This window comes from Segatella copri (assembly GCF_949820605.1).
Classification (GTDB): Bacteria; Bacteroidota; Bacteroidia; order Bacteroidales; family Bacteroidaceae; genus Prevotella.
In genome coordinates this window covers 412,580-433,362 of sequence record NZ_CATKVU010000007.1, presented here as the reverse complement: position 1 = coordinate 433,362, position 20,783 = coordinate 412,580, and the positions used below count along the sequence as shown (strand labels likewise).

General features: G+C 41.5%; 18 protein-coding genes. 12 read left to right on the top strand and 6 right to left on the bottom strand.

Features of this window, described 5'->3' with window-relative positions:
- The first annotated feature begins 28 nt into the window (after positions 1-28).
- Positions 29-922, top strand: a complete 894-nt coding sequence (locus RCO84_RS16355; RefSeq protein ID WP_287866765.1) for a hypothetical protein — start codon at positions 29-31, stop codon at positions 920-922.
- Positions 923-1,179: 257 nt separating this feature from the next.
- Here the strand turns inward: RCO84_RS16355 and RCO84_RS16350 are convergent, their stop codons facing one another.
- The 5 genes from RCO84_RS16350 to RCO84_RS16330 all read right to left on the bottom strand — a co-directional run bounded on the left by RCO84_RS16350 (position 1,180) and on the right by RCO84_RS16330 (position 7,612).
- Positions 1,180-2,736, bottom strand: a complete 1,557-nt coding sequence (locus tag RCO84_RS16350; RefSeq protein WP_317585746.1) for an IS1182 family transposase — start codon at positions 2,734-2,736, stop codon at positions 1,180-1,182.
- A gap of 426 nt (positions 2,737-3,162) precedes the next feature.
- Positions 3,163-3,675 (bottom strand): hypothetical protein, encoded by a 513-nt coding sequence (locus RCO84_RS16345; RefSeq protein ID WP_287866767.1) that lies wholly within the window; start codon positions 3,673-3,675, stop codon positions 3,163-3,165.
- A gap of 14 nt (positions 3,676-3,689) precedes the next feature.
- On the bottom strand, positions 3,690-4,736 hold the full coding sequence (locus RCO84_RS16340) for a Gfo/Idh/MocA family oxidoreductase (RefSeq protein ID WP_373690168.1): 1,047 nt from the start codon (positions 4,734-4,736) through the stop codon (positions 3,690-3,692).
- On the bottom strand, positions 4,736-5,803 hold the full coding sequence (locus RCO84_RS16335; RefSeq protein ID WP_287798427.1) for a radical SAM protein: 1,068 nt from the start codon (positions 5,801-5,803) through the stop codon (positions 4,736-4,738). The genes RCO84_RS16340 and RCO84_RS16335 overlap by 1 nt, the downstream gene beginning before the upstream one ends.
- Before the next feature lie 75 nt (positions 5,804-5,878).
- Positions 5,879-7,612, bottom strand: coding sequence for a sigma-70 family RNA polymerase sigma factor (locus RCO84_RS16330; protein WP_317585743.1), 1,734 nt, complete (start codon positions 7,610-7,612; stop codon positions 5,879-5,881).
- A 466-nt stretch (positions 7,613-8,078) separates the two neighbouring features.
- Between RCO84_RS16330 and RCO84_RS16325 the strand changes: the two genes are divergently transcribed.
- From RCO84_RS16325 to RCO84_RS16300, 6 genes are all read left to right on the top strand, one after another.
- On the top strand, positions 8,079-9,374 hold the full coding sequence (locus tag RCO84_RS16325) for an O-acetylhomoserine aminocarboxypropyltransferase/cysteine synthase family protein (protein WP_006849406.1): 1,296 nt from the start codon (positions 8,079-8,081) through the stop codon (positions 9,372-9,374).
- A 133-nt stretch (positions 9,375-9,507) separates the two neighbouring features.
- Positions 9,508-10,455 (top strand): cysteine synthase A, encoded by a 948-nt coding sequence (gene cysK / locus RCO84_RS16320; RefSeq protein WP_287587615.1) that lies wholly within the window; start codon positions 9,508-9,510, stop codon positions 10,453-10,455.
- Between the two features lie 412 nt (positions 10,456-10,867).
- Positions 10,868-11,497 carry a type IV toxin-antitoxin system AbiEi family antitoxin domain-containing protein gene (locus RCO84_RS16315; protein ID WP_118064900.1) on the top strand — a complete coding sequence of 210 codons (630 nt, stop codon included), beginning with the start codon at positions 10,868-10,870 and terminating at the stop codon, positions 11,495-11,497.
- Positions 11,487-12,314 carry a nucleotidyl transferase AbiEii/AbiGii toxin family protein gene (locus tag RCO84_RS16310; protein WP_118064902.1) on the top strand — a complete coding sequence of 276 codons (828 nt, stop codon included), beginning with the start codon at positions 11,487-11,489 and terminating at the stop codon, positions 12,312-12,314. Before RCO84_RS16315 ends, RCO84_RS16310 begins: the two co-directional genes overlap by 11 nt.
- Before the next feature lie 299 nt (positions 12,315-12,613).
- The gene (locus RCO84_RS16305) at positions 12,614-14,170 is read left to right on the top strand and encodes an IS1182 family transposase (RefSeq protein ID WP_317585636.1); all 1,557 of its coding nucleotides are present in this window, start codon (positions 12,614-12,616) and stop codon (positions 14,168-14,170) included.
- 539 nt (positions 14,171-14,709) lie between these two features.
- Positions 14,710-15,930, top strand: a complete 1,221-nt coding sequence (locus RCO84_RS16300; RefSeq protein ID WP_317585741.1) for a serine/threonine-protein kinase — start codon at positions 14,710-14,712, stop codon at positions 15,928-15,930.
- Here RCO84_RS16300 and RCO84_RS16295 read toward each other — a convergent pair.
- Positions 15,915-16,469 (bottom strand): hypothetical protein, encoded by a 555-nt coding sequence (locus tag RCO84_RS16295; RefSeq protein WP_317585739.1) that lies wholly within the window; start codon positions 16,467-16,469, stop codon positions 15,915-15,917. The genes RCO84_RS16300 and RCO84_RS16295 overlap by 16 nt on opposite strands.
- A gap of 471 nt (positions 16,470-16,940) precedes the next feature.
- On the opposite strand from RCO84_RS16295, the gene RCO84_RS16290 reads away from it, so the two are divergent.
- The 5 genes from RCO84_RS16290 (at position 16,941) to RCO84_RS16270 (ending at position 20,646) form a co-directional block, all read left to right on the top strand.
- Positions 16,941-17,423 carry a hypothetical protein gene (locus RCO84_RS16290; RefSeq protein ID WP_153082873.1) on the top strand — a complete coding sequence of 161 codons (483 nt, stop codon included), beginning with the start codon at positions 16,941-16,943 and terminating at the stop codon, positions 17,421-17,423.
- 39 nt (positions 17,424-17,462) lie between these two features.
- Positions 17,463-18,704, top strand: coding sequence for a tetratricopeptide repeat protein (locus RCO84_RS16285; RefSeq protein ID WP_317585737.1), 1,242 nt, complete (start codon positions 17,463-17,465; stop codon positions 18,702-18,704).
- Between the two features lie 40 nt (positions 18,705-18,744).
- Complete coding sequence (locus tag RCO84_RS16280; RefSeq protein WP_228114523.1) at positions 18,745-19,584, top strand: energy transducer TonB; 840 nt, start codon at positions 18,745-18,747, stop codon at positions 19,582-19,584.
- A gap of 61 nt (positions 19,585-19,645) precedes the next feature.
- Positions 19,646-20,131: a hypothetical protein gene (locus tag RCO84_RS16275; protein ID WP_317585734.1), complete on the top strand. Its 486-nt coding sequence runs from the start codon at positions 19,646-19,648 to the stop codon at positions 20,129-20,131.
- 8 nt (positions 20,132-20,139) lie between these two features.
- Positions 20,140-20,646 (top strand): hypothetical protein, encoded by a 507-nt coding sequence (locus RCO84_RS16270; protein WP_200756161.1) that lies wholly within the window; start codon positions 20,140-20,142, stop codon positions 20,644-20,646.
- Positions 20,647-20,783 lie beyond the last annotated feature (137 nt).

Genomic DNA, 20,783 nt, shown 5'->3' with positions numbered 1-20,783 from the left:
AATAAAAAACAACATAAAATATAGTATTATGAATATCAAAAACGTAATGATGATGGCTGCCATGATGCCAGCCTTTGCCCTTGCTGAAACCAACAGCAACTGTGCACCAGCCTCGGTAGAGGCTAACGACACCACAATCAGAGTGAACGACCAGAACATCGTCATCAAGCAGGATGGTGAACAGACTTCTGTGAAGATATATAAGATGAACGGCAACGAGATGACCAAGATTTCAGAGACCCAATTCGTAGATGGTCAGGAAGTAGAAAAGGTATTTGTCACCTCACCATTCATCCCTCAGACCTTGAGCAAGCGCAAGCGCAGTCTGGAGAGTCATTATCCAACCTTCTTCTTCGGCTGCAGCCAGTTGCCAGGCAGCAGGGGAAGCATGGGAGGCAACAACGAGATGCACAGTCGCGACTCCAAGTCGTGGGAATGGGGCATCACCCTCACCAGTCTCTGCTTCCGCCTTTCCAACGAAATGGCGCTCACTTCCTCTCTCTCCATCGGACAGGTGCACCACCATTTCAAGGACAATTATGTATTAAGCACCGAAAACGGGGTATCGGCAATGACTCCAATAGAAGGCGAGACGCTGAAGAAAAGCTATATCAGCTACAATGTGCTCCGCCTGCCTATCATGCTGGAGTGGCAGAAGCGCATAGGATGCCATGATGCATTCCTGGCTTTAGGTCCATCTGTAGAATACCGCTGGCACGAGCATTCCCGCTACTTCATCGGAAAGCACAAGCATACCGAAACGGGCGATATCAACCTCAACCCTATCGGCTTGAACCTCGAGGTCCGTGCCGGCTACTCAGGTGTGATGCTCTACGCCCGTGCCGGAGTAACCCCACTGCTCAACAAGACCAAGGCTCCCGAGTGCTACCCGATGACCATCGGCTTAGGATTCAGACTGTAACATAGCTGCAATGTAGCAGGAATATAGCTGTAATGTAGCAAGACATAACTGAAGAGGGTGTGTCATAAGTCTGTGACGCACCCTTTTTTTGTGTGTGTTTCTGTATATTCTAGTTGAATCGTAGTCTTTCTTCACAAAGGGAATCTTATTATATTGTATAGAAACTTTACTTTTCTTGTTTTATCGATAACAAAACAGCCCCAAAGCTCACAAAAGGGCATAGTTATCCCTGGCGATAAAAAAAACAAAATTGAGTTTTATCGTTTTATACCCAAATATTTCTTCAAATTGAATCCCATTCCGAACAATCCTAGATCCATGTAAACCTTGTCCATTCCAAAATGCCTGAATCGCTTATAATGCATATCTGCCTTCATCTGCCCAAATACAGCTTCCGGCTCTATCGGTCGCTGGCTTCTGTGTTTCAAGCCCTCTTCAGACGTTAGTAGCAGGAAGGCTTCCTTTTTATATGCATTCAGTTTATGGTTGACATATATGGTTCTGTTGCCTTTGGATTTCTTGCAGAGACTTCCAAGCGGACATCCATCACATCGTTGTGCTCTATATAATGTAATGACAGACACATAGCCGGAGTCACTTTTCGTTTGCCGTTGTCCACAAGGTTCCATGTGTTGTCCCATGGGGCAGACATAATAGTCATCATCCCTGTTGTAGTAGAAGTTCGCTTGGTTGAAGGCATCCTCCTTGAAAGGCTTATGCTGTTCCTTGTGAAACCAGTTGTACTTTACATAACCCATCATCTCTTCCATCTCTAGGTACTCGTAGTTCTCCTCCGAGCCATACCCTGAGTCTGCGGTGACGCTCTTGGATTGCTTTCCATATCTTTTCTTGTACTTATCCAAAAAAGGCTTGAAGGTCAGGGTGTCTGTTGGATTGGGATAAAGGGCGAAATTCGTCCAATATTGATTCTCTGTCGCAATTTGAAGGTTATAGGCAGGCTTTGTCTGCCCATTGTTCATGGCATCTTCCTTGAGGCGCATGAAGGTCGCATCGGGATCAGTCTTGGAGTAACTGTTTCTCTCGCCCAGTATATCCAGTGATTTTTCATACTCGCACAGTTTGTCCGAGGCTTTGAACAAGTGATCTATCTGAGTATTTAGCTTTTGCTTCTCTCTTCCTGTAAGCTTTGCCTTAGGAAGGTTCTTCACTTGCCTCTCACACAAACGTGCACTTCTCTCTACATCCTTGGCGGAAGTGGCTGGCTCGCTGTCTTCTTCCCTAATGTCACTCCCGCCATTCAGGCGAATTTGTTCTTTTATCTGAGCCAATGCAGCAGATGTCTTTTCCAAGAGCTTAGCCCTGTTCTTTTCCACGGTCTTCTTCCATACAAACGTGTACTTGTTTGCTTTCGACTCTATCTTAGTGCCATCAACATATTGTTCCTCCAGACTAATCACGCCCTTTTCAGCCAATATGGAGACGACCGCATCAAAATAGAAGTCGATGCATTTTATCATATGATTGGTTCTAAAGCGGTTGATGGTCGCGAAAGACAGTCGCTTGCCTCCACAAATCCACATATAGCGAACATCGTATTTAAGTGCGTCCGCTATGCCACGACAGGAATAAACGCCATTGATATAGGCAAAAACAACTAAACTTAGAAGCATCTTCGGACTATAAGGAGGAGCACCAATCCCATCATAGGTATCCATGAGAGGGTTGATGTCCATACTGCGAACAATACGATCCACCATACGAACTTTGCTGTCTTTTGGCACATAATCATCGAAAGAGTTAGGAAAAAAGCTCAATTCGTGCCGAGTTTCAGATTTTATTTGTATCTTTGCCATACTTAAAGAAGTTTTCTGCAAAGATACAAATCTTTTGCGGAAAGGCAAAGCCCGAGCTTGTGAAAGTTTGGGCTTTGTTGTAAATAAAAATGTTTTTTAAAGATTTCGTATCTGTGAAAAGGCAAAAAATAAAAAGAGGTGCGTCACAGACTTATGCCCCCCTTATTCTGCCAAATTCGGGAATTAAAAACGGCCAAATTCGGGAAAAATAATCGGCCAAATTCGGGAGTTAAATAATGCCAAATTCGGGAATTTGTGAAAAAAGCCCACAATTTCAGCATTTAGCCGCAAGCCTAGGATTTATCGAAAAAAGTGACGATAAGTGTGCGAAATCTCATAAAAAAACATAGATTACGCACACCTATCGCCACTTTTTGCTATTTATCGCCTTAATTTAGGCTATAGTAACAGAGAGGACTTTGTTATTTATTTTAGCTCAATCTCCATATTTTTATTTGGTCCGAAGGACATGTTTCCTTCATAACATGGCTTGGCTGAATCATATTTACCCGAAAAATCAGAACGATATACCATCACATGATAAGTGCCGGAAACTAAGTTCGATAGATTGAAACTTACATTATAGTTGCACATACAGTCTGCCTCAATCGTGGAATCTCCCAAAGGAATCAACACAATACGGATTTCTCCGTCTTGTGAACATACTTGAGGGCTAAATCCATTTACTGCACAATTTGCCTGGAGGTCAGTCACTTGAAAATGAGCAACATTTCTTGCATCAACAGAAACCGACATCTTTGCAGACTTTTCTTTTTCTGCTTTATAATATTCAGGCCGACTTTCTGTTGCTGAGAAGGAAGAAATACAGCCAGAGTTTACCACATCACTCATTCTTACCTGCTCCATGATATTCTGTTCCGTAGAACAAGCTCCCATTGCCATAGCAGCCATAACTAAAAATACAACTTGTTTAACCATAACTATATCTATTTTTAATTTTGAATTGAACGAATTGACTCAATCAACTTATAAGTATCGATTATTGCTTCTAACGATTGTTTTGAGGAACTCTTTCGTTTCTCTACTGCATCGACAAAACTTTTGATGGTATCAAAGTAGCCTTGCGTAACTATCTGATTGTTATGGATAGTTGGTACGAAGTTATTTCTGTCGAACAAATGAACATCGACCCTCTTCGGTTGAAAAACTTTCTCGACAGGTACACCCATCAACGTAGATTGCTTACCTTTATATATCAAACTCTCCATCTGCTCCATTTCAAAGATACCAGATGAAGTGTTTACCGTCATGCACTCTTTTGCATCATTCCAGGAATAACCAGTTGACAGTTCTAAAACACCTGTAGCTTTTTCGTGTTCGAGTACCAACATAAGTGTATGATGCTCTATCCAGCCAGCAAACTTAACTTCTGCCTTTCCGAATAGAAACGTCACGTAATCCAATGGATGAACGAAAAGATCCAACATCGCATCACCTTCAGGATATGCTCCTGTAAGATATTTGAGATTGTAGCTCATTCTTCCCTTGCTCTTCTGTAATTCCTTTTTTAGGATACGGATGACGGGGGCATTCCGCTTTTGCAATCCAACAGTTACTTGCGGAAAGCCGGCCGCTTTTCTCATTTCGATTAGTTGCAACAGTTCGTCTTCACTCTGGCATGGAGGCTTTTCTATAAATAGAGCCTTGCCACTCTTGATAACCTCTGAAGCTATCGTGAAATGAGATTTTGGAAAAACCGACACAAACACGCCCTTAATGTCATCATCATGCAAAATATCATCTAAAGATGTTGTCGCACAGACATTGGGATAAGCCGCTTCTATGAACGGTAACTTGTCTTCTGACTTGCAGCAAATATATTTCAATGGAACATGAAGATAGTTCAGAACAGGGTACAGATTATTTGTACTATGGTTACCAATGCCCACAAAAGCATAATTGCCACCATATATCTGCTTCAACTGCCTCATGCTCCTTATCCGCTTATAACGTTCGATGATGTTCTTTATATATTCCATTAGCTATTAATTCGATTTATGTATTCCCTATATGTTTCATTAACGTTGTTTGTCCATTGATATTTTCCATAAACGACTTGAATAAGCTTTTTGGGCAGAAATCTTTCAAGGTTTCGCAGCAATATCAAATCATATTTTCGATGGAAGTTGATCCAACAGGCATTGCATTCCTTCGAGTATCTGCATTGCTCCTTATGTGCGAATCTCGAATTGAATATATCATCCAGCGAATGTGTATGGATGTTGCCAAGCTTCACATCGAGATTCTGGCATAGTGGAACATCGCCATTCGAGTGAATCACCAATTCGCTAAAGATACTTTGGCAACGCAGTTTGAGATTGCCGTTTCGCCATTCTTCATACAAGGCTACAAAATCAAAATTTTCTTCTGTATCATGTATGTTCTGAGGTATATCTTGAATGTAATTTTCAAAATCTACAGAAAGAAGCTCTGTCGTAGTATCAAAGAAATCCATCGTTCCATAAATTCCGATTCTCACGTCAATGTCATATTCCTTTGCTACCTCTATGACATATCTCATATCAAAAAAGGAATTCCAGGGTGACAGGCAGAACATGAGGGAGATAGGAACCTCATCTCTCACCGCTTTCACAACCTCTATTACTTTATCATGCCCATTGCATCCTCTCATGCTCTTGTATGTTTCCTTATCACCATCAAGAGATACATACAAATGAGCAGGATGAAACTTTCTCACGGCATCTATCACTTTTTGGGGATTTAAGCAGTTGGATAGTAATGTATAATTGGGATGGTTCTCCTTAAACCACTCCATTATTACATCTGCCTCAGGATGAAGCAGAAACTCCCCACCTTCCAATCCAACAACCGTATGCTGAGAGATGCATTTACTGCGTATAATTTCCCTGATGTCTTTAAAAGAAAGATGCTCTACTGGTTTTTGCCAAATTGAGCAATGTTTGCAACGAGATTGGCATTTTGTTGTGGAATACAACATTAGCGTACTCAGCATCTTGTGCCGAGGACGTAACATATTGTTGAGGTACATAACCCCATTTCGTATATAGTCTTTTGTCTTGTACATGCGTCTTAAGAAACTTTTGTGTCTCTACTATTAAAGATACACCAAAAGTTCTAAAGACTGCATGAGGCTTTGTTTTTACCATGTAAACCTGATTCCGAATGGAACGGTAATGGTAAACGGATGCTCTGTCCAAATTGTACGAGTAGTACTTCCATTAGGTATGTGCCAACTGAATGTCGGTTCCAGATAAACACCCCAATTCTTCGCAAAATTATATTGTAATCCGATACCCGTACCAACTGTCCATTGGAATGGTGGGGTAAAATGCCAGCTATCTGAATATGGAACTACAGTTCCTGTTACATATTGTTCATCTGTCTTGCCAGATAAAGGTATGTTCAGGATGATACCTGCGGAAGTGTATGCTGTCCACCTGTTTGCGCCAAACCACTTGTATGACAAACGCAAAGGAATGCCCAAATACTGGACTTTCTGCCGCTTTTGTACATAGTAGTCATCCTCACCCAAAATGAATTCAGACTTCAGTTGAGAGTATTGAAGACCAGTCTCCATGTTCCATTTTCTATTGATAGTCTTAGTCATGGACAATCCAAATGTGATTGGTTTGTCATGATACTCATGCTCTACGATTTTTCCACCGTTTTTAATGTTATTGATATTGTTCGTATTGTTGATGGCGATTTCCATGAGAGCCTTTTCTGCCTCCGACATATTGCCATGTGCATTCTGCTGTAGATATCGAGAATATTCCTCCCAAGTTGAAAACATTTGTGGTCCTGAAGGTTGAGGTCCATCAGTACTATCTTCACCCTTATTGCCCACAAGTATCTTATAAGCAGTCTGAGCCAATGCAGAACCCACAGAACCCATGACAAGCAGTTGCCACTTGCTTTTGTAACTTGGAGTAACTTCCTTTGCTATAAATTTTTCTAGCTCAGGAACAACCTGTTTTATTGTATCGAGTGAAGCGCTATCTTTATCTATTGCTACTACAATATTGATTGCCGAATCAGCCTTTTCATAACCAGTTTCGAAATCTGTTTTATGATCAGTTTTATAATCTGTTTGAATGCCAACAGAATCAACAACGAGATAATCCGGCAAATTCATTTTGCCCTGACTTGCCGTTGCTATTATATTCTTGTCAACCACAGAAGATTGGGTAGTAGGCTGCACAGTTACACGATCAACAGAACGCTTTCCCTTGGCAGCATCATTTATTTTGGCTACAGGATGTTGCTCCTTTTCCGTACCTCTCTTCCAAAACAGATATTTATATATAGGTATGCTGACGAGCAATATGGAAATGACAGTCAGCATTCGCCTGTTTATCATATTACGCAACAATCCCTTTGCTCTTGTCAATTGTGATGATGAACTATGTGGCTCAATACCAAGCTTTTCTGCAATTTCTTTATGCGAAAAGCCGTCAATGACAGCCATTCTGAACACGTTGCGGTATCCGGAAGGCAACTTGTCGATAAGCTCAAAAAGTTCTTTTTCTTCCAATTTGGAATCAGAAGTATAAGAACTTTCCACATCAAACCCATCCCCAATTTCCGAGAAAGATAGCACTTGTATCTTACGCTTCCTCTCTAAATATCGCAAGGATACATTTTTAGTAATGGCAACAAGCCATTCCCCTAACTTTGAAGCATCCTTTAGCTTTTCCAAAGAATAATAAGCTCGTATAAACGATTCTTGGACGAGGTCATCCACCGTGTCCTCGTCCTCTTGGGTAATTTTTATGCAAGCGTTTCTCATCCTTTGAGAATACGCATCATAAACAGTTTTCAAGGCGTCAGTATCACCTGCCTTTACTCTTTCTATCAGCTTTTCTATCTTCATGTTGGGTGTGCGATATTGTGCACAGCATATATAAGATACGTGAAAAAGCGAAAAGACTGCATAAGAATCTGTTAAAAACATAAAAATAAAATAGGCCTAATGAACAAGAGAGGGTCACACAGCCAAATTGGGTAATAAATCACAGCCAAATTAGGTAACGAAATTCGCAAATCACGGCCAAATTGGGTAACAAATCACAGCCAAATTAGGTAATTTTGCCCATTTTTCTACTAAAAAATACCCGAATACCACAAACGTGGTAGCAGGAATACTACTCATATGCTATTTCAGAATCCAAAAAATCGCCGTACCTTTGCAGCGTCAATCAGAACAAACAGTATGATGACTTTCAGAAGGACATCAGAATGTCTTTCAGAGAGAGAACATCAATCTGATTTCTGAGCGACAATTTATATAAATGAATAAGATTGAATATTAACGTAAAATTAAAGAAAGGACATAGATTATGAGTACAGAAAAGAAACTTCGCTTTGAGACACTTCAGTTGCATGTAGGTCAGGAAAATCCAGATCCAGCTACCGACGCTCGTGCGGTGCCTATCTACCAGACCACAAGTTACGTGTTCCGCAATTCTCAGCACGCTGCCGATAGATTCGGACTCCGTGACGCAGGTAACATCTATGGTCGCTTGACCAACTCTACTCAGGGTGTATTCGAAGACCGTGTGGCTGCCCTCGAGGGTGGTGTAGCAGGTTTGGCTGTCGCTTCTGGTGCTGCCGCCGTTACCTACGCTCTGCAGAATATCCTTCAGAACGGCGACCACATCGTAGCTGCCGACAACATCTATGGTGGTACTTATAACCTCATCACTCATACATTATCCACACAGGGTGTTAGCTACACCATCGTAGATCCTCGCAATTTCGAGCAGGTAGAGGCTGCCATTCAGGACAATACCAAGGCTCTCTATGCAGAGACCTTCGGAAATCCTAACTCTGATGTAACCGATATCGATAAGTTGGCAGAGATTGCTCATCGCCACAACATCCCATTGATTATCGACAACACCTTCGGCACCCCATACCTCATCCGTCCTATCGAGCACGGAGCAGATATCGTTGTTCACTCTGCTACCAAGTTCATCGGCGGTCACGGTTCATCTCTCGGTGGTGTCATCGTAGATGGCGGTAAGTTCGACTGGAAGGCAAATGCCGACAAGTTCCCTACTCTCGCTAAGCCAGACCCATCATATCATGGTGCTGTATTCGCAGATGTAGCCGGAGCAGCAGCCTTCGTAACCAGAATCCGTGCGGTCATCCTTCGTGATACCGGTGCAACCATCTCTCCATTCAACGCCTGGATTCTTCTTCAGGGCTTGGAGACATTGAGCCTCCGTGTAGAGCGTCACGTTCAGAATGCATTGAAGGTGGTAGAGTATCTGGAGAATAATCCTAAGGTGGCTAAGGTTAATCACCCAGCCGTTCCTTCTCATCCAGACCACGAGCTTTACAAGAAGCTCTTCCCTAACGGCGGTGGTTCTATCTTCACCTTCGATATCAAGGGCGGCGAGAAAGAGGCATGGGAGTTCATCGACCACCTGCGCATCTTCTCTTTGCTGGCTAACGTAGCCGACGTGAAGTCACTGGTTATCCATCCAGCAACAACCACCCACTCTCAGTTGAGCCCAGAGGAGTTGGAGGAGCAGCACATCTATCCTTCTACCGTTCGCCTGAGCATCGGTATTGAGAACATCGACGACCTGATTGAGGCACTCGATGAGGCATTTACGTATGTGAAGTAATTTCAGTGTTGAATGTTGAATGTTAAATGTTGAATTGCCTGACGGACAATAACGGCATTCAACATTCAACACTCAACATTAAAATTCAACATTCAACACTCAACACTCAACACTTAACATTAAAAAAATCATTATGGCAAAGATATATAAACAGATTACTGATTTAATCGGTAAGACCCCATTGGTAGAATTGGGTAAGTATTCAGCATCCAAGGGTTTGGAGACTCCCGTGATTGCTAAGGTAGAATTCTTCAATCCTGGTGGGAGCGTAAAGGATCGTATCGCCCTCGCGATGATCGAAGACGCAGAGCAGAAGGGCATCCTGAAACCAGGTGCTACCATCATCGAACCAACCAGCGGTAACACGGGTGTAGGTTTGGCTCTGGTATCAGCCGTAAAGGGCTACCACCTCATCCTCACCATGCCTGAAACCATGAGTGTGGAGCGCAGAAACCTGGTGAAGGCTTACGGCGCAGAAGTGAGATTGACCAGCGGTAAGGACGGAATGCCTGGTGCCATCAAGACTGCCGAGGAGCTCCGCGATTCCATTCCGGGTTCCGTGATTCTAGGACAGTTTACCAACCGTGCCAACCCTGCCAAGCACTATGCCACAACTGGACCAGAAATCTGGGCAGATACCGATGGCGAGATTGATATCTTCGTAGCCGGTGTGGGTACAGGTGGAACCATTTCGGGTATCGCCAAGTACCTGAAGGAGCAGAATCCTAACGTGAAGGTGATTGCTGTAGAGCCTGCCACATCGCCTGTATTGAACGGTGGACAGAGCGGTCCTCACAAGATTCAGGGCATCGGTGCCGGTTTCATTCCAGAGACTTACTCTTCAGAATATATCGATGAGGTATTGGATATTCAGAACGATGATGCTATCAAGGCAGGTCGTGACCTGGCTCAGACCGAGGGCCTCTTGGTAGGAATCTCATCAGGTGCTGCTGCCTTTGCAGCCACCGAGATTGCGAAGCGTCCTGAGAACAAGGGCAAGAAGATTGTAGCCCTCTTGCCAGATACAGGTGAGCGTTATTTAAGCACTGTACTCTACGCTTTCGAGGAGTATCCATTGTAATTCACAATCGGATATTTTCTGATGAAAGCAAAATCTATCATAATTTCCCCAACCAGCTCTCCCATAGCAGGTTGGGGATTTTCATTTTCTAAAACTTCATATATATTTGGAAATGCGATACCACCGCCCTAACTACCTATTTTTATATAGTTAGGGCGGTGCTATCGCTAAAATTCGAGACCATTTACCGCAAAAATACAAAGTAAACTACCGTTAAAATACAAAGTAAAACGCCGCAAAAATATAAAGTAACTGTAGAAAACACGATTTACGATAAAGCCATATCAATGGAAGACGGAGTAAAGGTTATACCTTTGGCTACATTAAAAGACTAAGAAAAAAGCTAAATTTTCGATAGAAAACTAAGAAAAAGTTTGTTTTCTATCGAAAATTTGACTATCTTTGCGTCCAAATGAGAAATATTCTAATTACATTAGGCAATATTCCAGTAACATCTTCGGTCATTGCTTCACTATATCCAGATGTAAAGACCAAGTTTGCAAAAGTTGCACAGCTGGAAAAGGCGGGTGAAATCATCCGCCTCAGGCGAAATCTGTTCGTTGTAAATCCACAAGAAACGGGACAACCACTCTCTTCCGGACTTATCGCCAACCATCTGTTGTCTCCATCTTATGTGTCTATGCAGACAGCATTAAGATATTATGGTTTAATACCCGAAGCTGTATATACAGTTCAATCCATGACCTTTAAGACAGCAAAGGAATACAATACACCCATAGGCAACTTTTACTATCATCATATTCCAAGGGCCACCTATCCTATAGGAATTACGCAGATAAAGGAAGGAAACAATGTCTATATAATGGCTACTCCAGAAAAGGCATTATGTGATTTGATAGCCAACCTGCCAGGTATCAAACTGAGATACAAGAAGGAAGCATTAGAGTTTCTGGAAGAAAATCTAAGATTTGATATGGACAGATTCTACCAGCTCAATCCCAAGATATTCGAAGATTATGCAAATATAGGAAAAAAGGCAACATCCATACGCACAATATTAAAACTCTTACATCATGAATGAGATATACCAAAATATGTTATCAGCTTATGATCTTTCTACAGATCAGTCTAAAAGAAATGCTACTTTTGAGGTAAACCAGCAAATAATTCTTGCCGGTTTGTACCAAGGCGGTTTCTTCGAAAAAGCAGCTTTTTATGGTGGAACCTGCCTACGCATTTTCCATGGTTTAAATCGCTTCAGTGAAGATATGGATTTCTCTTTATTGAACAAAGATGAAAGTTTTGACTTCTCCCAATACTTCCAACCAATTATCGACGAATTTGATGCCATCGGGAGAAGAGTGGACATACAGAAGAAGGACAAGAAGAATTTTGGTAAAGTAGAATCAGCTTTTTTAAAAGATACCACCGACGTTTATGACATTTCATTTCAAACAGAAAAGTCCATCAAAATCAAAATTGAAGTAGATACCAATCCTCCTCTCCATTTTTCTACGGAGCAAAAACTTCTGATAGAGCCTCGTTCTTTCATGACAAGATGCTTTACCCTTCCCGACTTATTTGCCGGCAAAATGCACGCATTAGTTTATCGAGCATGGAAAAACCGGGTAAAAGGACGCGATTGGTATGATTTCGAATGGTACATCCGGAATAGAATTCCTTTAGATTTCAAACATCTACAGGAAAGAATCAAAGAATTTAACGGATGCGAGAAATCAAAAGAAGAATTCATTGCCGACTTGGAGCAAAGATTGAGATCAGCAGACATCAAACAGGTAAAAGTAGATGTGATGCCGTTTATAAAGAATCCAAAAGATATGACTATCTGGTCCAACGAATACTTTCTGCAATTGGCGAAAATGATAAACATAGAATAGCTAAGGTATCTTCCATTCCTGTCTCATGGGGACAGTTTCACTTTTGAAAACGGACATTAAAAGGGGTGGGCTTCCACATTTCACAAGAGAAAAGAGAGTGGATTTGCGGCAACCGGTTCCCTATATATAATAAGAGGGTGTGTCATAAGTCTGTGACGCACCCCTTTTTATTTTTTGCCTTTTCACAGATACGAAATCTTTAAAAAACATTTTTATTTACAACAAAGCCCAAACTTTCACAAGCTCGGGCTTTGCCTTTCCGCAAAAGATTTGTATTTTTGCAGAAAACTTCTTAAAGTATGGCAAAGATACAAATAAAATCTGAAACTCGGCACGAATTGAGCTTTTTTCCTAACTCTTTCGATGATTATGTGCCAAAAGACAGCAAAGTTCGTATGGTGGATCGTATTGTTCGCAGTATGGACATCAACCCTCTCATGGATACCTATGATGGGATTGGTGCTCCTCCTTACAGTCCGAAGATGCTTCTAAGTTTAGTTGTTTTTGCCTATATCAATGGCGTTTATTCCTGTCGTGGCATAGCGGACGCACTTAAATACGATGTTCGCTATATGTGGATTTGTGGAGGTAAGCAACTATCTTTCGCAACAATCAACCGCTTTAGATCCAATCATATGATTAAATGCATCGACTTTTATTTTGATGCAGTCGTCTCCATATTGGTTGAAAAGGGCGTGATTAGTCTGGAGGAACAATATGTTGATGGTACTAAGATAGAGTCGAAAGCAAACAAGTACACGTTTGTATGGAAGAAGACTGTGGAAAAGAACAGGGCTAAGCTCTTGGAAAAGACCTCTGCTGCATTGGCTCAGATAAAAGAACAAATTCGCCTGAATGGCGGGAGTGCCATTAAGGAAGAAGACAGCGAGCCAGCCACTTCCGCCAAGGATGTAGAGAGAAGTGCACGTTTGTGTGAGAGGCAAGTGAAGAACCTTCCTAAGGCAAAGCTTACAGGAAGAGAGAAGCAAAAGCTAAATACTCAGATAGATCACTTGTTCAAAGCCTCGGACAAACTGGGCGAGTATGAAAAATCACTGGATATACTGGGCGAGAGAAACAGTTACTCCAAGACTGATCCCGATGCGACCTTCATGCGCCTCAAGGAAGATGCCATGAACAATGGGCAGACAAAGCCTGCCTATAACCTTCAAATTGCGACAGAGAATCAATATTGGACGAATTTCGCCCTTTATCCCAATCCAACAGACACCCTGACCTTCAAGCCTTTTTTGGATAAGTACAAGAAAAGATATGGAAAGCAATCCAAGAGCGTCACCGCAGACTCAGGATATGGCTCGGAGGAGAACTACGAGTACCTAGAGATGGAAGAGATGATGGGTTATGTAAAGTACAACTGGTTTCACAAGGAACAGCATAAGCCTTTCAAGGAGGATGCCTTCAACCAAGCGAACTTCTACTACAACAGGGATGATGACTATTATGTCTGCCCCATGGGACAACACATGGAACCTTGTGGACAACGGCAAACGAAAAGTGACTCCGGCTATGTGTCTGTCATTACATTATATAGAGCACAACGATGTGATGGATGTCCGCTTGGAAGTCTCTGCAAGAAATCCAAAGGCAACAGAACCATATATGTCAACCATAAACTGAATGCATATAAAAAGGAAGCCTTCCTGCTACTAACGTCTCAAGAGGGCTTGAAACACAGAAGCCAGCGACCGATAGAGCCGGAAGCTGTATTTGGGCAGATGAAGGCAGATATGCATTATAAGCGATTCAGGCATTTTGGAATGGACAAGGTTTACATGGATCTAGGATTGTTCGGAATGGGATTCAATTTGAAGAAATATTTGGGTATAAAACGATAAAACTCAATTTTGTTTTTTTTATCGTCAGGGATAACTATGCCCTTTTGTGAGCTTTGGGGCTGTTTTGTTATCGATAAAACAAGAAAAGTAAAGTTTCTATACAATATAATAAGATTCCCTTTGTGAAGAAAGACTACGATTCAACTAGAAGATACAGAAACACACAAAAAAAAGGGTGCGTCACAGACTTATGACACACCCTCATATATAATAAGGCGTAAATTTGCAGGATATGAGCTTGAACTAAAATACAAACAAAAAGCATCGTAAAAGTTTAAAGAATACTAAAAGATTCTCTTTCGCATGAAAATTTCTTTTAAAATGCCTATATTTGCAATGCCGTTAGTAATGGCGGCAGACATAAAGAGGTAGCAACTACGCTTAGTTCGGACTGAGAATCTGGACAGTTCGCAGTACACAAGAATGACAGTTCCAGTTGTTTGCCCCAATATGTATACTAATATCCATCCCGCTTCTGTGGGATGGGTATCTCTATTTAGTTAATTTTGCAACCGAATTACCAACCCAGTCTGAGTAACATGGATTCATATTCTGGAATTATCATAGAAGAAAGCAGAAGGTCTGAGCAATTTTCAGACTTTACTCCCATACCTTGCAAAGGTTTCAACATTCTTTGCAAGGCAAAGCGCTATGGCAGATGGTGGGTGCTCAAAGGATTGAAGGAGCCATATCGCCAAGACGAAAACTACAAGAACCTGCTGCACAAAGAGTTCGATATCCTCATATCCCTACAGCATCCCAACATCGTATCAGCCTACAGCATGGAAGAAATACCGGAAATGGGTACCTGTATCGTAATGGAATGGATAGATGGTATCACGCTGGAACACTGGAGCGGCAGCAAGACTGAGGGAGAAGACATCTTCCTCCAGTTGCTTGATGCTGTGCATTACATCCACGCCAAGCAGATAGTACACAGAGACTTAAAACCTTCCAATATCATGATTACCCATAACGGCAATCATGTAAAGCTCATCGATTTCGGACTTTCAGATACCGACGACTTTGCCATCCTCAAACAGCCTGCCGGCACCCCGGGCTACATCTCACCTGAACAGATTGTATCCCAACAGGCAGACATCCGCAACGACATCTTCAGCATAGGCTGTATCCTGGAAAAGATACTTCCAAGCAAACCGTACACTGCCATCATCAAACGATGTAAGGCTCCCATAACCCAGCGATATGCCAATGTTGACGAACTCAAAGCCGATTTCATGACTCGCAGAAACAGGCATCAATCCGTTATCAAGCGTATCGCAATCGCAGCTTTGGTCTGTATCATCTTATTAGGTTTCATCAGTTATCCTTTACTGCATCAGCAGGAAAAGAGCATTAGCATCACCCCGGCACATCACGAAGCCAAGAAGGATACTGTCATCCGCCAGCAAGCCAAGAATCCTGCCCCACTTTCCAATGGCCGGAAATCCCTGCAGCCAACAGCTACCGAGCCATCTTCTGCATCCCATTTACAAAGCGCCGAACTCATATCCAAGGGAAAGAAGACTATCGACAAGATGTGGAAGGAATCCGGCATAGACACCATCCAGTCTGTTGTGAAAAAGAGCGAGGCATTCAATCAGTTTGTAGATAAGAGTAATGAATTCATCACAACGACTTATCCGCAGACATTCTCTAAAGACATCGCCGGCAAGGCAGATATCATCTATGAGCTATCCTCCTATACCGCTGAGAGATATGTGAAGCCCACCTTGGCGGAATTTCAATCTTCCAAATAATGCTCCACGATAATGCCATTCTTCTTACCTATGGCATAAGTAACCGGTTCATCAACTCCATGCTTCCAGGCATGAAGATAAGCAGGCTCATGATTGATAAAATGATGGCACTCAAAAGTATCATCTTTCACCAATCTGGTATTTTCTGATGATACCACCTTGAAACCTCCGTTTCCCTGATACCTGATGATGCAGGTTCTGTCGGGCAGCCAGGAAAGTTTAAGCATCTGTCCCTCATAAAGATCATCGCATGAGATTTCCTTGCCGATAACCATCTGGCTCTGCTGCTCTCCCGTTCCTTGCGACAATCCAAACTCCTCAAAGTCTGCATAACCGAGAAAATCAGCCAGCACATTCTTGGTAAACTTACTGGCAGAAACCCCTTCGCTCACGTATCCCCAAAACCGTCGCAGCGTAGAGGCACTCACCCTCTGCTGGGTACGCTCCTCCACCTTTTCGCTCAACCAAACGAAGTCGCGAGGCACAACCATCTTGCGCCCAACCATCTTTTCTATCATTTCACGTAATATCTGTTCCATGCTGCAAAGATACTGAAACAAATCCAAGCAACACACAAAAAAGCCAATATTTCGACTAAAAACGCCCTATATTTTGAACTTGGAACGGAATGGAACGCTGAAAAAGCAGAAAAAGCACCTATTTTTGCAAAAAAATCAGCTCACAATGAACAACTTTAGAAAAAAAATGGTATATTTGCAGTGCTGTTATAAACAAGCAGCAGACATGTTAAGGAAACAACCATGCTTAGTTCGTACTGAGAATCTGGACAATTCATTGTACACAAGAACGAAGACAGAAGTTGTTCACCCAACCGTGTATTATTGTATCCATTCCGCTTCGGCGGGATGGACATTGATATATACCCTTTGGTGTGAGCTGATTTTCATTCTTTGTGTACAGGTAGTCCAGAACCTTCAGAACAGAATGAAATCGGTTCGCACCTTTTTTATGCCTAAAAATGAAATAACCAAAAAGTAAATGATTAGCTTATGGAAAAATTAGAAAATACAAAGCCAGAAAAGCTACTGATAGCCATCAGCGCATTAGGCAATCATGGCAAGACACTAAGTGCTACCAGATTGATAGAACTTTTAATTTCACATCGTGAAGGATGGCTTTATGATAGCCGTTCCATCAATCTCAAGAAAGAGCAACTGGCTATTCTACAACGCAATGGAACGGCAGAAATTGCAGTTATTACCATTGGTGATGGAGTCGATAGTAGATTTGAAGATTGGTATAATATTGTAGCAAGCATTCCAACTATCAAAATCATCGTTGGATGTTGTCGTACAAAACATGGGACATTCGCCTATCTCAAAAATTTTGCAAGGACTCATCAATATACAATGGTTGTAACGCATCCATATTTTCAAGAGATGCCTGTTTTGCCTAAGGGCTCACCTATTGCAAACTATTGGAACGCAATTTTTGCAAACCATCTATTAGATATGATACATTTACACTTGTAAACAATATTGGGAATAATAACAATTAAAAACAAGAAGAATATGAAAAAGATTTATCTAATCATGATACTCTTCTTTGCGACAGCATCGGGAGTATTTGCACAAACAACCAACATTGTCACCCTCATGCTAAAAGCCAAGTCTGGCGAAGCAGAAGCACAGAATGCTCTGGGCGAAGCATATTATGATGGGAAAGGGGTTACGGAAAATTTAACTGAAGCTGTAAAATGGTTCACAAAAGCTGCAGAACAAGAAAATGCTAAAGCACAATACAACTTAGGCATCTGCTATTACTATGGCAATGGAGTACAATACAGGGACCGTGGAGAAGCCGTAAAATGGTATACAAGAGCAGCAGAACAAGGAAATGCTGATGCACAAAACGACTTAGGATACTGTTATGAATTTGGCGAAGGAGTAGACAAGAATCTTAAAGAAGCCGTAAAATGGTATACAAAAGCTGCTGAACAAGGACTACCTATGGCACAATGCAACTTGGGAGTCTGCTATAAATATGGCAACGGGGTAGAAAAGAACTTTGAAGAAGCCGTGAAATGGTATACAAAAGCAGCCAACCAAGAATATGCGCGGGCTCAATACAATCTGGCACTTTCCTATGATAAAGGCGAAGGTGTAGCTAAGAATGATTCGGAAGCTATGAAATGGTATCTCAAAGCGGTAAAAAACAATTACCCACAAGCAGCCTATTATTATGGTGCAATGCTCTTAGCGGGTGACAAGCAAAAGGGTGTAACAAAAAACATACCAGAAGGAGTCAAATATTTGCGCAAGGCAGCTGATCTAAAAAACCTTGATGCAATTCAGGCTTTGGTTGGTGCCTATTGTTTGAAAATGGAAGGTGAGAATGATTTTGGCATTAGCAAATATCTTTCTTACGCTGACTTTGTTAAGTATCTGAAAATTGGTGCAGAACAAGGAAATCAAGACATGAAAACTATTCTGGCCAATTTACCAAATTATAAATCAAGGATAGCACAAGAAAAAAGTCTTGTAGCGAAATATGGACAGAGAGCATACGACAACATCAAAAAGGGAAAGGTTTATATAGGTATGCCAGAAGGTATCCTTACTGAATTCAAGACTTTTGAGACTGATGGTAGCAGATATCAAATGTACAAATACAATGGTCCTTACAGAGACTTAGTTGGTACTTACAAACAATATATCCCTTCCTATGGTCTCCGACTGGCTAATCTTCTTGGGAAGGTATTCCCTAGAATCGTAAAGGTTAGAAACGGAAAGGTTACAAATGTCATATATTAATAACATTATTAAGTGGACTCATAAAAGCATTACATTTATTATGAAGCATTCATTTTTACAAACATTAAGCATCACTTTTTCCTCTAAAATCGGAAAAAGTATCATTTTAGCAATATTCGTTATGCTAACAGGAAGCCCAACCTTCGGACAAGCAAGACGAGGCACTACACAAAAAGCCAATACAACAACTGTCACTAAGCCAAGCCCAAATTTGGTGAACGACTTTAACAAAAAAATCAAAAACCATTATTTCTTCAACAATAAGTCGAACAATAATGAGTGGGACATAGTATTCAAACCTGCTAATACTGAAGGAAAAGGCGGTGGAAATATCGTGATACCTATATCTAAACTTGGTCTCTCATTCTCATACAACATCACTGCAAACGGAAGTATCTATATCAAGATTGACAACGTCAAGATGAAGGAGGAGAAGATAACATGGCAAACTAATCCCGATGGGGTCATTTTAGAAGATCTGTTTTTCCAATTGCAGAGCGACTCACTTAAATACGATGAACTTGTAAATTGGAATCCAAACGAAGAGTCAGTTTACAACGAAGTCAATGAAATTGATAAAGTTGATGAAAAGCCATCTTTTCCTGGTGGTGAAAGTGCAATGAAGTCTTATCTGAACAGCAATGTAAAATATCCTGATGTAGCACAGGAAAATGGCGTACAAGGACGTGTAATCGTAGAGAGTATCATAGAGAAAGACGGCTCCATGTCTGACGTTAAGGTTATTAGAAGTGTTGACCCGTCACTTGACAGGGAAGCCCTGCGTGTTGTTAAGGCTATGCCGAAATGGACACCAGCAAAACTAAAAGGAATACCTGTACGAACCAAATGTACAACACCTGTCGTTTTTAGATTACAATAAGGATCTATACCCAAAACGGGAAAGTAGCTTCTATAAAGTGTAAATTTCAAATTACAAGACAATGAAAAAGAAACATTTTTTAATCATGATGTTTGTATGTTTCACAACAAGCATCACAAGTTGCTCAAACAACAAGAATAACAAGGAGGAGAATGGAATAGATTCAGTTGCCATAGCGCAAGCTAAAGCAGACAGTATTGCCAAATGCGATAGCATAGCTCGTGCTGATAGTATTGCAAAAGCAGACAGTATTGCTAAATCAAACAATTTGGCAGTAGGTATGTCTGTAAAGGAGGCATTACAGAAGCCTGGCGTCAAGAAAGATTGCGCAGATGCATTTGATGGACAACACGAAGGAGATGCCTTAGTTTTGATACAAAACGGCAAGAAGTTTCTCACAAATGTTAGTTATCACATGAAGAACGGCTTTGCAGAATGTGATCATCTCAACTTTAACCTTTTGCCAGACAGTTATGAAGGTGACATCACTCTGGTTAGAGCCAAGGACTGTGCTGCATCCGCAAAAATTGTAAAGGAAATCAAATAACAAGCCTCATGAGACATTCTATTATCACAGCATTAGGCGTTTGCCTAGTCGCATCATTTACCGCCTGTGGCAACAAACAGACTAAAGATGCAGAAACCGTAGACAGTACGGTGATAAAAGACACCATCGTTTCCGAAAAAGTAGAGCCACAAGTAGACTCTACAAAAATCTTTAGCGACACAGTTGCACAAAGAGGGAAAATGGTATATAAGGTAACTCGCCAAGTTGAAGACGACATCGTATATGATGACGAAAGAGACTTGGATAAGAGTACAGCCACAGAATCTTTGCGTCTCACCTTCAAGAACAATGGCAAAGTCAGCATCAAGGAAACATTGCAAGACGATGCTACTTGGAGTGGAGAATGGGAAGCGAATGGCTATGACATAACCGTTTACGCCAACGATCTAGTCCTACGAGGTACCGTTTCCAAAGATTACAAGACACTTGAACTTACCTCAGAATCTATCAGCAAAGTAAGTTGGACAGGTTCTAGAAAATTAAGACTTCAATAAACCAATTACACTCATGGCTTTCCTATTGATATAATAGCGAATGCCATGAGTGTTTTCTTTATTTTCATCCTACGGGAGAGGAGAAGAGCATCTTCTAAGAGACTAAAGGTTAACTCCGTTAGAGACAAAAAATATGA

What these genes read in the sequence shown, in the direction of transcription:
- RCO84_RS16335 (WP_287798427.1), bottom strand. Translation starts at nt 5,803, where the DNA reads ATGTACAAGACAAAAGACTATATACGAAATGGGGTTATGTACCTCAAC.
- RCO84_RS16355 (WP_287866765.1), top strand. Translation starts at nt 29, where the DNA reads ATGAATATCAAAAACGTAATGATGATGGCTGCCATGATGCCAGCCTTT.
- RCO84_RS16345 (WP_287866767.1), bottom strand. Translation starts at nt 3,675, where the DNA reads ATGGTTAAACAAGTTGTATTTTTAGTTATGGCTGCTATGGCAATGGGA.
- RCO84_RS16340 (WP_373690168.1), bottom strand. Translation starts at nt 4,736, where the DNA reads ATGGAATATATAAAGAACATCATCGAACGTTATAAGCGGATAAGGAGC.
- RCO84_RS16285 (WP_317585737.1), top strand. Translation starts at nt 17,463, where the DNA reads ATGAAAAAGATTTATCTAATCATGATACTCTTCTTTGCGACAGCATCG.
- RCO84_RS16330 (WP_317585743.1), bottom strand. Translation starts at nt 7,612, where the DNA reads ATGAAGATAGAAAAGCTGATAGAAAGAGTAAAGGCAGGTGATACTGAC.
- RCO84_RS16325 (WP_006849406.1), top strand. Translation starts at nt 8,079, where the DNA reads ATGAGTACAGAAAAGAAACTTCGCTTTGAGACACTTCAGTTGCATGTA.
- RCO84_RS16280 (WP_228114523.1), top strand. Translation starts at nt 18,745, where the DNA reads ATGAAGCATTCATTTTTACAAACATTAAGCATCACTTTTTCCTCTAAA.
- cysK (WP_287587615.1), top strand. Translation starts at nt 9,508, where the DNA reads ATGGCAAAGATATATAAACAGATTACTGATTTAATCGGTAAGACCCCA.
- RCO84_RS16275 (WP_317585734.1), top strand. Translation starts at nt 19,646, where the DNA reads ATGAAAAAGAAACATTTTTTAATCATGATGTTTGTATGTTTCACAACA.
- RCO84_RS16270 (WP_200756161.1), top strand. Translation starts at nt 20,140, where the DNA reads ATGAGACATTCTATTATCACAGCATTAGGCGTTTGCCTAGTCGCATCA.
- RCO84_RS16305 (WP_317585636.1), top strand. Translation starts at nt 12,614, where the DNA reads ATGGCAAAGATACAAATAAAATCTGAAACTCGGCACGAATTGAGCTTT.
- RCO84_RS16295 (WP_317585739.1), bottom strand. Translation starts at nt 16,469, where the DNA reads ATGGAACAGATATTACGTGAAATGATAGAAAAGATGGTTGGGCGCAAG.
- RCO84_RS16290 (WP_153082873.1), top strand. Translation starts at nt 16,941, where the DNA reads ATGGAAAAATTAGAAAATACAAAGCCAGAAAAGCTACTGATAGCCATC.
- RCO84_RS16350 (WP_317585746.1), bottom strand. Translation starts at nt 2,736, where the DNA reads ATGGCAAAGATACAAATAAAATCTGAAACTCGGCACGAATTGAGCTTT.
- RCO84_RS16315 (WP_118064900.1), top strand. Translation starts at nt 10,868, where the DNA reads ATGAGAAATATTCTAATTACATTAGGCAATATTCCAGTAACATCTTCG.
- RCO84_RS16300 (WP_317585741.1), top strand. Translation starts at nt 14,710, where the DNA reads ATGGATTCATATTCTGGAATTATCATAGAAGAAAGCAGAAGGTCTGAG.